16 protein-coding genes are annotated in these 12,902 nt (G+C 52.7%); 1 reads left to right on the plus strand and 15 read right to left on the minus strand.

The genetic code is table 11. From position 1 onward, the window contains the following. Positions 1-242: 242 nt before the first annotated feature. The 7 genes from AC3WQH_RS04165 to AC3WQH_RS04195 all read right to left on the minus strand — a co-directional run bounded on the left by AC3WQH_RS04165 (position 243) and on the right by AC3WQH_RS04195 (position 5,991). A complete protein-coding gene (locus AC3WQH_RS04165) occupies positions 243-1,226 on the minus strand; it encodes a biotin--[acetyl-CoA-carboxylase] ligase (protein ID WP_005831232.1) in 984 nt (327 codons plus the stop codon). Next, positions 1,216-2,445: a CCA tRNA nucleotidyltransferase gene (locus tag AC3WQH_RS04170; protein WP_327990760.1), complete on the minus strand. Its 1,230-nt coding sequence runs from the start codon at positions 2,443-2,445 to the stop codon at positions 1,216-1,218. The genes AC3WQH_RS04165 and AC3WQH_RS04170 overlap by 11 nt, the downstream gene beginning before the upstream one ends. Before the next feature lie 158 nt (positions 2,446-2,603). Next, positions 2,604-3,719: an N-acetyl-alpha-D-glucosaminyl L-malate synthase BshA gene (bshA, locus tag AC3WQH_RS04175; protein ID WP_005831236.1), complete on the minus strand. Its 1,116-nt coding sequence runs from the start codon at positions 3,717-3,719 to the stop codon at positions 2,604-2,606. Between the two features lie 20 nt (positions 3,720-3,739). Continuing rightward, entirely contained in the window at positions 3,740-4,441 is a 702-nt protein-coding gene (gene bshB1 / locus AC3WQH_RS04180; RefSeq protein ID WP_007785406.1) for a bacillithiol biosynthesis deacetylase BshB1, read from the minus strand. Continuing rightward, entirely contained in the window at positions 4,438-4,848 is a 411-nt protein-coding gene (locus AC3WQH_RS04185) for a methylglyoxal synthase (protein WP_005831238.1), read from the minus strand. The genes bshB1 and AC3WQH_RS04185 overlap by 4 nt, the downstream gene beginning before the upstream one ends. Positions 4,849-4,898: 50 nt before the next feature. Continuing rightward, positions 4,899-5,651 carry a 4-hydroxy-tetrahydrodipicolinate reductase gene (gene dapB / locus AC3WQH_RS04190; protein ID WP_005831240.1) on the minus strand — a complete coding sequence of 251 codons (753 nt, stop codon included), beginning with the start codon at positions 5,649-5,651 and terminating at the stop codon, positions 4,899-4,901. Next, the gene (locus AC3WQH_RS04195) at positions 5,644-5,991 is read right to left on the minus strand and encodes a nucleotide pyrophosphohydrolase (protein WP_005831242.1); all 348 of its coding nucleotides are present in this window, start codon (positions 5,989-5,991) and stop codon (positions 5,644-5,646) included. The genes dapB and AC3WQH_RS04195 overlap by 8 nt, the downstream gene beginning before the upstream one ends. Before the next feature lie 232 nt (positions 5,992-6,223). On the opposite strand from AC3WQH_RS04195, the gene AC3WQH_RS04200 reads away from it, so the two are divergent. Next, on the plus strand, positions 6,224-7,081 hold the full coding sequence (locus AC3WQH_RS04200) for a YitT family protein (protein WP_005831244.1): 858 nt from the start codon (positions 6,224-6,226) through the stop codon (positions 7,079-7,081). Positions 7,082-7,171: 90 nt separating this feature from the next. On the opposite strand, the gene AC3WQH_RS04205 is transcribed toward AC3WQH_RS04200, so the two are convergent. The 8 genes from AC3WQH_RS04205 to AC3WQH_RS04240 form a co-directional block, all read right to left on the minus strand. Further along, complete coding sequence (locus tag AC3WQH_RS04205) at positions 7,172-7,987, minus strand: sporulation protein YpjB (RefSeq protein WP_026557099.1); 816 nt, start codon at positions 7,985-7,987, stop codon at positions 7,172-7,174. Positions 7,988-8,036: 49 nt separating this feature from the next. Next, positions 8,037-8,636 (minus strand): DUF1405 domain-containing protein, encoded by a 600-nt coding sequence (locus tag AC3WQH_RS04210; RefSeq protein WP_005831247.1) that lies wholly within the window; start codon positions 8,634-8,636, stop codon positions 8,037-8,039. Positions 8,637-8,711: 75 nt separating this feature from the next. After that, positions 8,712-9,509, minus strand: coding sequence for a menaquinol-cytochrome c reductase cytochrome b/c subunit (locus AC3WQH_RS04215; protein ID WP_005831249.1), 798 nt, complete (start codon positions 9,507-9,509; stop codon positions 8,712-8,714). Positions 9,510-9,538: 29 nt separating this feature from the next. Further along, on the minus strand, positions 9,539-10,210 hold the full coding sequence (qcrB, locus tag AC3WQH_RS04220; RefSeq protein WP_005831250.1) for a menaquinol-cytochrome c reductase cytochrome b subunit: 672 nt from the start codon (positions 10,208-10,210) through the stop codon (positions 9,539-9,541). Position 10,211: 1 nt separating this feature from the next. Next, positions 10,212-10,730, minus strand: a complete 519-nt coding sequence (locus AC3WQH_RS04225; RefSeq protein WP_005831251.1) for a Rieske (2Fe-2S) protein — start codon at positions 10,728-10,730, stop codon at positions 10,212-10,214. A 222-nt stretch (positions 10,731-10,952) separates the two neighbouring features. Continuing rightward, entirely contained in the window at positions 10,953-11,378 is a 426-nt protein-coding gene (locus AC3WQH_RS04230; protein WP_005831253.1) for a DUF2487 family protein, read from the minus strand. A gap of 88 nt (positions 11,379-11,466) precedes the next feature. Further along, a complete protein-coding gene (locus AC3WQH_RS04235; protein ID WP_025843796.1) occupies positions 11,467-11,682 on the minus strand; it encodes an IDEAL domain-containing protein in 216 nt (71 codons plus the stop codon). A gap of 9 nt (positions 11,683-11,691) precedes the next feature. Further along, the gene (locus AC3WQH_RS04240; protein WP_492331917.1) at positions 11,692-12,810 is read right to left on the minus strand and encodes a hypothetical protein; all 1,119 of its coding nucleotides are present in this window, start codon (positions 12,808-12,810) and stop codon (positions 11,692-11,694) included. Positions 12,811-12,902 lie beyond the last annotated feature (92 nt).

A 12,902-nucleotide genomic window follows, 5' to 3' on the forward strand; every position in this document is an offset into this window, starting at 1 on the left:
AGGCTTCGTGGATGGAGAGGAACAAAAAAACCTTCTCGCTCAAATGCGGAGAAGGTTGTCCATGCCAAAGAGACATACTTGTCTTGTCATAAACGGATTCCTTCTGTCTCGGTCCACAAAGGCTCTGAGCAGATTTTTGTCCTTGCACTATTGCCTTATTGATACACCAATCATGCCAAAAATACTCCGGGAGTACCGTTCTGCCACAGATACAGCCTCCCATTTGGAGTATAGCAAATCATCTACACATTTGCACGATAATTGACGTCGGCCGAATACACTTTATGAATTTGTCCGGCGCGATCCTCGACCATCAGCACGCCTTCTTCATCGAGGCCGATTGCCTGGCCCTCCAGCTTTTGCGAGATCGTCTGCACCGTCACCCAGCGGCCGATCGAGTAGGAGTTGGCTTCCCATTCGTCTTTCACCCGCTGGAAGCCCTCCTGCAAGTAATGGTCGTACTCTTCCTCGAAGTTTTGGCAAAAGCGCTGGATGAACGCGACGCGCTTGACCGGGGTGCCCGACTCGATTCGCAACGACGTGGCGATCGAAAGCAGCTCTTCCGGGAAGTCAGCCTGTACACTGTTGGCGTTCAGCCCGATGCCGATAACCAAATAGTTGACCCGGTCTGCTTCCGCATTCAGCTCGGTCAAAATTCCGCACACTTTTTTATCGCCAATGAAAATGTCGTTCGGCCATTTGATTTTGACCGTTAGTCCGGTTTCTTCCCGAATCGTCCTCGCGACGGTCACCGCCGTCAGCAAGGTCATCTGCGGCGCTTTCGGCAACGGAATCGCAGGACGGACGATCAGACTCATCCAGATGCCTGTCCCTTTCGGAGAGTGCCACGGACGTCCCAGCCGCCCTTTGCCGCCTGTCTGCTGTTCCGCCAAAACAAGCGTGCCTTCCTGCGCCCCTTTTGCCGCCGCCTCATGCGCGAGCGGCTGCGTCGAGACGACCTCGTCGTGGGCGATGACGTGCTGTCCGATCCTTGTCGTGGCAAGCCCTGCCATAATTTCCGCGGCTGACAGCCGATCCGGCGCGGCCAGCAGACGATAGCCCGACTTGCGCACCGCCTCGACCTCGTAGCCGTCCCGCCGCAACTCTTCTATATGCTTCCAGACGGCCGTTCGCGAGCAGCCGCACGTCTGGCTCAATTCTTCGCCAGAGATAAAGCGCCCTGGCTGGTCGCGAAATGCTTGAAGAATGACCTGTTTAATGTTCATCTTGCGCTACCTCTTTCTTTGCAGCTTCGATTAGAGCCTCCGGCGTGTTCGGCAAGCCGTGGAGAGCTGTCTGCGCAAGCAGCGCCCGAAGCACGTGGACAATCCACTCGCCCGCTTTCTTTTGCAGCGCGACTTGCAGGTCAAGCCCTGTCACCGCCAGCTCCTTCATCGTTTTCACAGGCATGGCCCGATACTGTTCGACCAATGTCTGCATCAGGCTGTGCGTCTGCGCTGGCTGCTTCCACCAGCAGCTTTGCAATATCCCGGCAAGCTGTTCGCACGTGTCCCAGCCGGCATCAAGCAGCAACTGTCCCCACTCGACAGTCTCGGGCGCGTCCCATTTTGGCTGGATGCGCTCCAACAGCTCCACAAAGCCGACGATCGTCTCCGTCTCCCGTTTGGACATCCGCAGCGACTGGCAAAACGCTTTGGACTCCGCCGCAGTAAAACGCGCCGCATAGAGCAAAAGCGACCATTTTTGCGCCAGACTCTCCACATGGACAGCCCGCCAAAACTCGGAAGCCGCATCGCGAAACAGCCGCTGCAAGCCAGGAGCGTACCCGAACAGCCCTGTTTCGTTAATCAACGCGCAGCCGATTTGCGGCGAATCGCTGGCGAGCATTTTGTTCAGCTCTTCGCGGACGCGCTCCACCGCGATATGCGACAGGAGCGGAGCCGTCTGTTGCATAGCGGCAAGCGTCTGCGCCTCGATGGAAAAGCCAAGCTGGGAGGCGAACCGTACCGCCCGCAACAACCGCAGCGCATCCTCGCGAAAACGCTCCAGCGGCTCGCCTACGGCCCGCACCAGCTTTTGCGCGATATCCGCCCGCCCGCCAAACGGGTCCTGCAGCTCTTTTGCGCGGTTCATCGCCATCGCATTCATCGTAAAGTCTCTGCGTTCAAGGTCCAGTCTCAGCTCGGAAACGAACTGGACATCAGCAGGACGGCGGTAGTCTTCATACTTGCCTTCCGTCCGGTACGTCGTCACTTCAAAAAACTGCCCTTCGATTCTCACGGACACCGTTCCATGCTTGAGTCCGGTCGGGACGTGATCGGGAAACAAGCGGATGACGTCGCTAGGATGGGCATTCGTACATATATCTATATCGTGCACCGGCCGAGACAACAGCCAATCGCGGACGCAGCCGCCGACATAATACGCTTCAAAGCCGTGCTTCTCCAACGTTTCCAGAATCCGGTTAGCCAGATGGAGCGTCATGCCACTTCCCCCCTTTCTCGCATGGTTCACCTGATTACATAAGGAGGCGATACGCATGAGATTTTTGTATGGGCTCTTTATTTTCGTATCCAAACTGCATCAACTGGCGAAAAGCAATCTGTCCCGCCAGTGAGCGTGACCGTTTGCGGCAAAAAAGCTTACCCGAGCAACTTTGTATAGAGAGCCTCGTACTGGGAGGCAATCGTCTCGTGACAAAACGTTTTGCAGGAGCGCTCGATGCTGTTTGCGGAAAACTCGCGGTACAACGCTTCGTCTTGCAACAGGCGAATCGCTGCCTGCGACATGCCTTCGACATCCCCAATCGGGCGCAAAAAGCCATTGACGCCGTCGACCACGACTTCGGGTATCCCGCCGGCAACCGTCGCCACAACAGGCACGCCGCAAGCCATCGCTTCTAACGCAACGAGCCCGAAGCTTTCTTTTTCCGACGGCAACAGCATCAGGTCGGCCATGGACAACACTTCCGCGACGTCTTCCTGCTTGCCGAGAAAACAGACATCGTCCGTCAAATTTTGCTCGGCAATCTGCTTGCGGACCGCCCCCATTTCCGGCCCTTCGCCAATCAGGATCAACCGGGCAGGCATTGCTTCCTTGACCCGCGCGAAAATCTCAATGACGTCCGGGACACGCTTGACCGGGCGGAAGTTGGAGATGTGCATGAGAATTTTTTCACCATTCGGCGCGAACACCTTTTTCAGCTTCTCTACTTCTTTTGGATAGTAGCGGCGCTTGTCGACGAAATTGTACACGGGAACGATTTCTTTTTCGACGTGCAGCAGCTCTTTTGTCTGCCTGATTAAGTCTTTGGACACAGCCGTCACCAGATCGCTGCGCTCGATGCCAAAGCGGATCATGTCACTCAGGTTCGAGTCATAGCCCAAAACGGTAATGTCCGTCCCGTGCAAGGTCGTCACGATTTTCAAATGATCCCCGACCATCTGCTTCGCTAAAAACGCGCACAGCGCATGCGGCACGGCATAATGTACGTGCAGTAAGTCCAGGTTTTCCGTTTTGGCCACCTGCGCCATCCGGTTTGCCAGCGTCAAGTCGTAGGGAGGGTATTTGAATACATCGTAATGGTTCACTTCTACTTCATGGTAAAAAATGTTCGGGTGGAAGGCACCGAGGCGAAAAGGCATCCCGCCCGTAATGAAGTGCACCTGATGCCCCCGCTCCGCCAGCAGCTTGCCTAGTTCCGTCGCAACGACCCCGGACCCTCCCAGCGATGGATAACACGTAATCCCGATCTTCATTTCTTAGGTGTCACTCCTTCTCACAAGCTGGTCAATACATACGGCGCAGCGCTGACAAACCCTTCGGCATAACGGACGCCTGCCTGCTGCCCAAACAACCGCTCGCGGTACTCGACGGATTCGAGATACCCGTTCGTGAGCGGTGTTTGCACGCTGCCTTCTTCCAGCTCGAACTGGCTGCGGTAGCAACGGAGGACTTCCATTTTTTGCGGAAAAACCGTAGTAATATCGACCACGACCTGCGGCGTTACCGTCGAATTAATAAAATAGTACAGAAATTGAGCGGGACGATACGCCGGCAGCTCCGGATCGGGCATGTACTTGCGGATGCCCGCGTTGAAGATGGCTTCGCGCACGATGCGGCTTACGCTCTCATGGTCGGGATGGCGATCGGAAAAATACGGGGCGAGTACGGTGCGCGGACGCGTCTTCCGAATCAGCTTCACCACACGCTCGATCGCTTGCTCCCTGACAGCTTCCAGCCCGCGGTCAGGCAATCCGAAATTGTAGCGCGCACACACTCCGAGCAGCTTGTCGGCCGCAGCCGCTTCCTGCTGTCTGCGCTCCACCGTACCGTTGGACGACAGTTCAGCGTAAGTCAGGTCGAGAATCGCTGTCCGTTTGCCAGAAGCTGCCGCCAATAGCAGGCTGCCTGCCGCCCCGATCTCCACGTCATCGGGATGGGCGCCAATCGCCAAAATGTCGAGTTCGCGTGTACTCATGCTTCGTTCTCCTTGTGCAGCACGTCACGCCAAGCCAGCTCTCCCCGTTCCAGCGCCTTGAGCATAATCTCCGCAGAGCCAAGGTTGGTGGCAAACGGAATTTTGTGCACATCACACAGTCTCAAAAGCGCGATAATATCCGGTTCGTGCGGCTGGGAGGTAAGCGGATCGCGCAAGAAAATAATCAGGTCCATCTCGTTTTTGGCAATCATCGCGCCAATCTGCTGATCGCCGCCTAATGGGCCGGACAAAAACCTGGTGAGTTTCAGCGAAGTGGCATCCATGATTCTTCCGCCCGTCGTTCCTGTGGCGTACAGCTCATGCTCCGCCAGGATGGATTCGTAGGCCATGGCCAGTTGGACAATCTCTTCTTTCATTCGATCATGGGCAATCAATGCTATTTTCACGAGAAACTCTCCCTTATGTCTCGATAGAGATCGCTTTTTTAATCAAACGTTTAATCAATCAGATGTTCCAAACCGTAGATCAAGCCATACATACTCATGACGGCCTTAATCGCCAAATTAACGCCTGGCATAAACGACTCGCGGTTGATCGAATCGTGGCGAATGGACAACGTTTGCCCGGTCGAACCGAACAGCACTTCCTGGTGAGCGACCATTCCCGGCAAGCGCACACTGTGGATGCGGAAACCTTCGTACTCCGCTCCCCGTGCGCCGGGAATCGTCTCTGCTTCTTCCGGGTGCCCCTGCTTCAGCTCCTGGCGTACCGCGGCGATCATCTCCGCTGTCTTCAACGCTGTACCGCTCGGCGCATCCAGCTTGCGATCATGGTGCAGCTCGATGATTTCCACATGCGGCATATATTTGGCTGCCATCGCGGCAAATTTCATGCACAAAATAGCGCCAATCGCAAAGTTCGGAGCGATGATGGCACCAAGCCCCGCCTCTTTGTAGCGATCTGTCATTTCCTGCAACTGCTCTGGAGTCAAGCCCGTAGTCCCGACCACTGGCCGCACCCCATGGGCCAAACACAGCTCCATGTTTTTGTAGACGCTGTGCGGCGTGGTAAAATCGACGAGCACATCCGGCTTCATTTCTTCCATCTGTTTGTTGATTTCTTCGCTGCCAAGGCGAGTATCCAAATTTCCGGTGTAGATCAACTGCGCGTCCTGCGCCAGCATTTTCACTACTTCCTGGCCCATGCGGCCATTTGCGCCTGCAACCGCTACGCGAATCTGTTTATCCATTTTGCTTGTTCTCCTCAATTCTTGTCCAGCGATCTTTATCACGTGTGTTGAATTTGTGCATAATACGATCAAACGCTTCCTGCAGGTCGATGCCAAGCGAGTTCGCGAAGCAGATCACGATAAAGAGCACGTCTCCCAGCTCTTCCTCGACGGTTTTCTCGCCTTCGTCTTTCTTCTTTGGCTTTTCGCCGTAAAAGTGATTGATCTCCCGCGCCAGCTCCCCGACTTCTTCGGTCATGCGCGCCAGCATGGAAAGCGGCGAGAAATACCCTTCCTTGAATTGCGATATGTATTGGTCCACTTCCTGCTGCATTTCCTGCATGGTTTTTTGCCGTTCCATCTGCCCACTCCTTTTGTTTTTCATCCTTCTCTCTTTCACCTATCGTACACAAAAAGGCTGCGTTTGCCAAATCTCAATACTTCGTCTTCCAACATATGGACAATCAAATAATCGTTCATTTATAATGGCTTTCGGATGGCCCTCAGGTATTGAGTATTTCGCCCGCACTACTGCACAACATGTCGGACGATCAACAGCGTCATTTTTCGCTCCGGCAAAACAGGAGGACACTATGAACATACGTTGGAAGAGCATCATCGCTATCATTATCGGTTCTGCCATTATGGGATTCGGCATTAACGCCTTCAATATCCCCAACCACCTTGCCGAGGGCGGGATCACGGGGATCAGCATTTTACTCAAGCTGTTGTTTCCCGCTATCGACCAAGGGATCGTCTTCTTCGCCCTGAACGTGCCGCTGTTCATTTTAGGATGGAAAATTCTCGGCCGCACTGCTTTTTTCTATACTATTTTAGGGACCGTTTCGCTCTCTGTCTTCCTCTCGGCGTTTGATGGCGTGCTGCCGCTCGTGATGCACGATCGTCTGCTCGCATCCTTGTACGCCGGCGTGGCTGTCGGTGTCGGTTTGGGCATTATTTTCCGCTACGGCGGAACGACTGGCGGCGTTGACATCATCGCCCGATTGCTGCAAAAGTACATGGGCGTGAGCATGGGAAGAACGCTGTTTTTCGGCGACATCCTCGTCATCGGCGCTTCGCTCGTTTACTTGAACCTGGAGAGCGCGATGTACACGCTCGTCGTCGTGTTTATTGCCGCCCGCGTCATCGACTTTTTACAGGACGGTGCCTATGCCGGAAAAGCGCTGACGATCATTTCCAACCACGCAGAAGAAATCTCCCGGCAAATTCTCGATTTGGGCCGAGGCGTAACGCTCCTGGCTGGTAAAGGCGCATACTCCGGCGAAGAAAAGAAAGTGATCTACGTCGTCGTTGGCCGCAACGAGGTCATGCGCTTCAAAACGATCGTGCAGGAGATCGACCCGCACGCATTCGTCATCGTCAACGATGTTCACGAAGTGCTCGGCGAAGGCTTTACGCTTGATGAAAACAAGAAGCCTTTGCATGACTAAGCGTGACGCGAGTAAGGAAGGCCGACATTGCACCAAAAATAAAACCTTGCCTGTTTTTCGGCAAGGTTTTTTTGTATGCGCTTCGCTTCATTAGGCAGAACGGATTTCCCCGTTGTATTTTTTCCAGGCCACGTACGCCAAGGCAGCGACCAACGCAATTGAGATCGAAAACAGGATCGCCAGTGGCGAGTCAGGCCGCATCATCAGGCGGGCAAACGTACTTTTCTCCTCGCCGACAAACGCTGTCTGGATCGAGCCGTTCAAATCGCGCAAAGCTTCCCTGACGAGCTGCCAATCCATTTGCGCGTTTCGCATCTCTTTGGAGATGACGTCATACGCCGCAGAGATGGAAGCGAGCTGATCCTCGGGGAGTTGGATGCTCATTCCCGGTTTGATCGCCAAAAACAGGCGGTAGTTTTCATCAAACTGCTCGCGGAACTGGTTGTAATTGCGTTCCACGGCGGATTGCTGCAAATTTTGCACCTGTGTCACAAGGGATGGATAATAGCTGCGCCACATCGGCTGATGCTCGTGCGTCAGGGAGTCAATCGCTACACGAACCTGCGTGGCGTGCCACAACAACTGCTGCTCGCTTACGTTCGTGGAGGCAAAGCTTTTTTTAGCCGCCAAAATCGATTGGGTAACCGCGTTCAGACTTTCAATCCGAATCGGATAGGTCAAATGCTGGTTGGGAAACTTCTCAGCCAGTTGGATAATCCGCTGCTGCGCTCCTTCGAGATCCCCTTTTTTGGCGTAGGTCAAAAATTCATTCGCGATCTGATCCAGTGCCACTAGCTGCTGCTCCTCGATCGGCTGGTTCAGCTTCGAGTACAGGCTGTGGATCGGCCACGACAAAAACAGCCCGATCGCGAGAAAAAACATTAAAAAGCGGATGTTTTTCTTCAACGCAAAAAACCCCCTTCCCCTAGTACAGCCTATGGAAAGGAGGACAAGATTAGACCTTGTTTATCGTGTGCTTTGTGTTTACGAGCCAGATGACGGATATGGAAATCAGGCTGAGAAGCACGGTAAACAGTCCCACAAAACCTTCGTACGGGTCAAGCACACTCGGCAACCACGGATGGATGTCCATGACGTAATCCAAAAAGTCGTTGTTCAGTGTCCACAAGGCAGCGATCCCCACTGGCAGGATGCTTAATTTGTAAAAGCGTGCATACAAAACTGATTCAACCGCCATGCCTGCATGGGAAAAGATTAACATCACATCTGTCCAACGCACTTCATTCCCCATCATCCAACCCGCTAAGATGATGCAGACGGCCCATACACCGTACTTGAAATTGGTGATTCCTGCCAACGCTTCTAGTACCGGGATATGGCGACCCAACAAATAAGTAAGGAGTACCAGCGTGAATAGTCCACTACCTGTCGGGCTGTCTGGAACAAAAGGAGTCAAGTACGCTGGCGTTTCTGCCAGTTGGTTTTTATACCAGATGAATCCGTATATAGTTCCCAGCAGGTTTACGATAAACAGCGTCCATAGAAACCATCTTTTCCCCAAAGAATGTATAAACCACTCCCATATCCAGATCATGTTTATCGTCTCCCGCTGTGTACGCCGCTAAAGAAAAAGCTGACCGCATCGTCAGCCAGCTTTTTCCTTATTAGCTTATTTCAAGGTTGCCATGTATTCAGCAAGCTTAGCGATTTCCGCATCATCCTTGATTAAGCCGCCTGGCATTCCAGGTGCTTTCCCGTTTTTGATGATGTCGGCAATCTGCGTTGCATCGTATTTTTCACCGATCTTCTGGAGATTTGGCCCCATGCCACCCTCCATGTTTTTGCCGTGGCAACCCATGCAGCTTGTTTGCGCTTTCCAAACTGCATCTGCTGTAAAGCTGGTATCAGCAGGTGCAGGCGCAGCCGCGCTGGAGCCGCCGTGACCAGCACCGCCACCATCTTTGCTGGACGGATGGTTGAGGGAGTGCTCATGATCGGCTGCCCAAGTGAGGTAGAAAATCCCTACGAGAGCTGTCAGCATCAAGCCTGTAGCAACCGGACGCTTGGATGGACGACGCTCTTTGCTGGTGTCCAGCCAAGGCGCGAGCAGCAAAGCACCAAATGCGATACCTGGTACAACGATGGTCCCGAAGACTACCCAGTCACCCGCAGCCCAAGGGTATTTCAGCATTTGGTACAGGAACAGGAAGTACCAGTCTGGCAATGGAACGAATGACGTATCATTCGGGTTTGCCTTGTCAGTCAGCGGCGACGGATGGGAAACCGTCAGCACGAGGAAGCCAACCAAGCAAACTGCTGCCACCATCCACTCTTTCAGCAGGAAGTTAGGCCAGAACGGCTCATTTTTTCCCGGAAAATCGGAGTAGGATGGAGAAATGTTAGGGATACGCTTCGCCGATACTCGGGAATCTCCGACGAAGGTAGCATCTTTGTCTTGTTTTGCCATGCTATTTCCTCCTTTTTATCGAAGACCGATTATAGTGGACCCGAGATACCTTGCGAACGAATCATGACAAAGTGTGCTCCCAAAAGGCCGAGCAATGCGCCAGGCAGGAAGAACACGTGAATCGCGAAGAAGCGGGAAAGAGTTTGTGCCCCTACGATGTCTCCGCCTGTCAGCAACATTTTCGCATATGGACCGATGATCGGAACGGAGTTTGCAATCTCCAGACCTACTTTTGTCGCAAAGTATGCGGTGTTGTCCCATGGCAGGAGGTAACCTGTGAAGCCAAGTCCCAGCATGACGAAGAAGATCAGCATGCCCACAACCCAGTTCAGCTCGCGAGGCTTTTTGTATGCACCTGTAAAGAAAACACGCAACGTATGTAGGAACATCATCACGATGACCAAGCTCGCGCCCCAGTGATGCATACCGCGTACGATTACCCCGAACGCTACTTCGTTCTGCAGGTATTTGACAGATTCGTATGCGTTAATAATGTCTGGCACGTAATACATCGTCAAAAACATACCAGACAAGATTTGAATAACGGTAATAAAGAACGTTAGGCCCCCAAAGCAGTAAACGAACGCAGAGAAGTGGTGTGCCGGGTTCACGTGCTCAGGTACTTCGTGGTCGGCCAAGTCACGCCACATTGGAGTGATATTCAGGCGCTCATCGACCCAATCATACATTTTTTGCAACATCTTAGCCGTTCACCCCCGGACGAGGATTTGCCTTTACTTTACCCAAATACAACTTGCCGTCTTTCACTTCTGTTTCATACTCATCAAGAGATGCCGTTGGTGGTGTCCCCAGAATGTGTTCGCCGTTAATGGTATAACGGCCCAAGTGGCATGGACAGAAGTACTGGTTCGGATGATCGGCACTTTCGTTCCAGTTTACTGTACAGCCCAAGTGCTTACAGATCGGGGACAGAGCGAGGATTTCACCCTTGTCATTCTTCGTAATCCATGCAGATAAAGTAGATTCAGATTCATACCAACCGTCCTTGGTATGTACTTTAAACTCAACGCGCTTTGGTTCCGGACCAAACTCATCTGGTGAACCAACAGCCACTTTATCTCCACCTGCATGTCCTTGCAGTAAAGGATCAACCGCAAAACGAATCATAGGGGTAATCATACCCGCAGCAAGGAACCCGCCAGTTCCCATGAGTGCGTAGTTCAAAAATGTACGTCTGGAAATTTCGCGTTTGTCTCCCATCTCTTTTTTCCCTCCTTATCCTGTAAAATAGCGCTACGATGGCGTTTTCATACATATACACTAGGTCAATCCCAATCATAGCTAACGCCTATAAAGATGTCAAGAATGTCCAGTGGACATGTCTGAACCCAACCACCGCCTGCGGAGAGATTGTTGCCATTTTGTCAAAATTTGCTCCTTGTCCCTCCCGTTTTCCTGTAGTATTACCGGAAAACGCTTTCTCTATTGCGCACTCTTTTGCTGCCACAAACGAATAATTTCTTTGGTCAGCACATCGACCGTCACTTCAAAGCGCAACGACGAATCCAAGTCTTCCTCGCCTACCGGAAGCATGAGCGTACTTGCCTCTCCCTGATCGCCAAGCCGGATTTTGTCCCCGGAAAAATGCAGTCCAACGGAAAAAGCGAAGCCCGGCGGCGTCTTTTGCTCCTGCTCCTCCCAGGCGAAGCGATAGCTGAGCGGAAACAACAGAATCCTTCCCTTCAGGCGCTGCTCGATGCCAGCCGCCACATTCAGCAAGTAGTTCATGCGCAGCACGTGCTCTTTTACCTCGATCCCGTCCCGGTACAAATAAAGAGGGAGCAGCGCGGTGTCCACATAAGGCCGCAGCTCCTCCCAATTTTCAAACTCGTTTACATTCCATTGCATAGGGTCGTCTCCTCTTCTTCGCGTAGATTTCCGGAAACTAGCGTACCATGAATCAGCGGAGACTCGCAATATCGCTTCCTGCTAAGGTTCAGGCCTTTTCGTAGGCCATGATTTCTTTCAGTTCGTCTGTCAAGCGGATAAACAGCTCTTTGTTTTTCGTAGCCAACGCCTCATCGATTTCCTGGTAAAGCGTCCGCTTGCGGTATTGACGCATTTGCTCGTCGATTACCATCTCAGAAAGCAACCCGGATACCATTTGATTGTTCGTTCCGTACGCGTTGGAATAGAAATTTGGCCACTCCATACCCATCCCTCACTTCAATAAAATAGTCGTTTCCGTAAAGCCGTTGTATTTTCGAAGCCAAGTCTGGCTCGCATAGGTGGCAGTGTACAACCACTGTTCATGCTCGTCTTGGCCGACTCGAAGCAATCCGAGGTGCACCATCATTTTGCAGACGCGATTGACCAAAATATCTGCGGGTGCATCGTAGTAAAACTCCTTGATCCACGCAAGCAGCGTGTTCATCAGCGATTCCTGCCTTACCCAGCCACCGGCTGCAAGCAGCGGAATCAACTGGACAAGCATCGGCAAATTCGGGATCGCCCGCTTGTACAACCTCATCCAAAAACGGATCACATCGTGGTAGAGCTGATCGGTGTACGGCTGCTCCAGCCGCTCGCGGCCCGCCTCCGTAATCGCCACTTTTCCTTCCGCTTCCTCAATCCACTTGTGGTAGTAGCAGAAATCGTAGAGCAACGAAAACCGGTCCGGGTACACATCGAAGTGAAGTCCGTAGCCAAAGCGCCATTTTTGCGGCAAAAGCGGTTCTTCCTTCACGTACAAAAATTGAAACAACTGCTGCTGATGCCTTTTGTACATGCCTCCTTCGGCCGTAAGCGGTACAGGCTCTTGCTGAAGGAATTGTAAAAATTGCATGATATCGTCGCAGAGAGCCGTTCCTTCATCCCTGTACGCTTTCGGTCCCGGAACGACCAGCGTGTTTTGTTCGCGCCACTGATCGAGCCAGGCTTGTATGTACGGCTCACGGATGTCGAGCGGAATTTGATACTGCCCGATCGTCTTGCTTTTCGCCGGGAAGATCCATCCTCTTTTCATGGCCGCGGCCACGAACTTTCTTGCTTCTTCCTGCTTTTTTTCTTTGGCACTCTCCAGAGCTACTCCCGCTTTGGCCAGCAAATCTTCCAGCGACATGACGGTTCGCTTGTCGAGTAGCAGTTGCAGCAAAAAATGCGTTTCTGCCGAGGATAGCTGGGCTACTTCTTGCGCGATTGTCAACCGATGGCGCAGGCTGGACAAGAGCGAGGTGATTAGCTCGTTTTTGGAATGAGGGTTGCATTCGCATCCGTAGTGATTGGCAATCTGATGGAGCTGCCGGATATCGGTGTACACCAAGATCTCAGCCAAGTTCATCTGTGCATCCCTTCTTTGCGATGGCTTTCTTGTATCCCTCATTCTTGCCAATAAGCGGAAAAATAAACAGGAAGCCACCTGAGTGACTTCCT

It is taken from the genome of Brevibacillus sp. FW301-21C12A (genome assembly GCF_058788915.1).

What these genes read in the sequence shown, in the direction of transcription:
- AC3WQH_RS04165 (WP_005831232.1), bottom strand. Translation starts at nt 1,226, where the DNA reads ATGAACATTAAACAGGTCATTCTTCAAGCATTTCGCGACCAGCCAGGG.
- AC3WQH_RS04170 (WP_327990760.1), bottom strand. Translation starts at nt 2,445, where the DNA reads ATGACGCTCCATCTGGCTAACCGGATTCTGGAAACGTTGGAGAAGCAC.
- bshA (WP_005831236.1), bottom strand. Translation starts at nt 3,719, where the DNA reads ATGAAGATCGGGATTACGTGTTATCCATCGCTGGGAGGGTCCGGGGTC.
- bshB1 (WP_007785406.1), bottom strand. Translation starts at nt 4,441, where the DNA reads ATGAGTACACGCGAACTCGACATTTTGGCGATTGGCGCCCATCCCGAT.
- dapB (WP_005831240.1), bottom strand. Translation starts at nt 5,651, where the DNA reads ATGGATAAACAGATTCGCGTAGCGGTTGCAGGCGCAAATGGCCGCATG.
- AC3WQH_RS04195 (WP_005831242.1), bottom strand. Translation starts at nt 5,991, where the DNA reads ATGGAACGGCAAAAAACCATGCAGGAAATGCAGCAGGAAGTGGACCAA.
- AC3WQH_RS04200 (WP_005831244.1), top strand. Translation starts at nt 6,224, where the DNA reads ATGAACATACGTTGGAAGAGCATCATCGCTATCATTATCGGTTCTGCC.
- AC3WQH_RS04210 (WP_005831247.1), bottom strand. Translation starts at nt 8,636, where the DNA reads ATGATCTGGATATGGGAGTGGTTTATACATTCTTTGGGGAAAAGATGG.
- AC3WQH_RS04215 (WP_005831249.1), bottom strand. Translation starts at nt 9,509, where the DNA reads ATGGCAAAACAAGACAAAGATGCTACCTTCGTCGGAGATTCCCGAGTA.
- qcrB (WP_005831250.1), bottom strand. Translation starts at nt 10,210, where the DNA reads ATGTTGCAAAAAATGTATGATTGGGTCGATGAGCGCCTGAATATCACT.
- AC3WQH_RS04225 (WP_005831251.1), bottom strand. Translation starts at nt 10,730, where the DNA reads ATGGGAGACAAACGCGAAATTTCCAGACGTACATTTTTGAACTACGCA.
- AC3WQH_RS04230 (WP_005831253.1), bottom strand. Translation starts at nt 11,378, where the DNA reads ATGCAATGGAATGTAAACGAGTTTGAAAATTGGGAGGAGCTGCGGCCT.
- AC3WQH_RS04235 (WP_025843796.1), bottom strand. Translation starts at nt 11,682, where the DNA reads ATGGAGTGGCCAAATTTCTATTCCAACGCGTACGGAACGAACAATCAA.
- AC3WQH_RS04240 (WP_492331917.1), bottom strand. Translation starts at nt 12,810, where the DNA reads ATGAACTTGGCTGAGATCTTGGTGTACACCGATATCCGGCAGCTCCAT.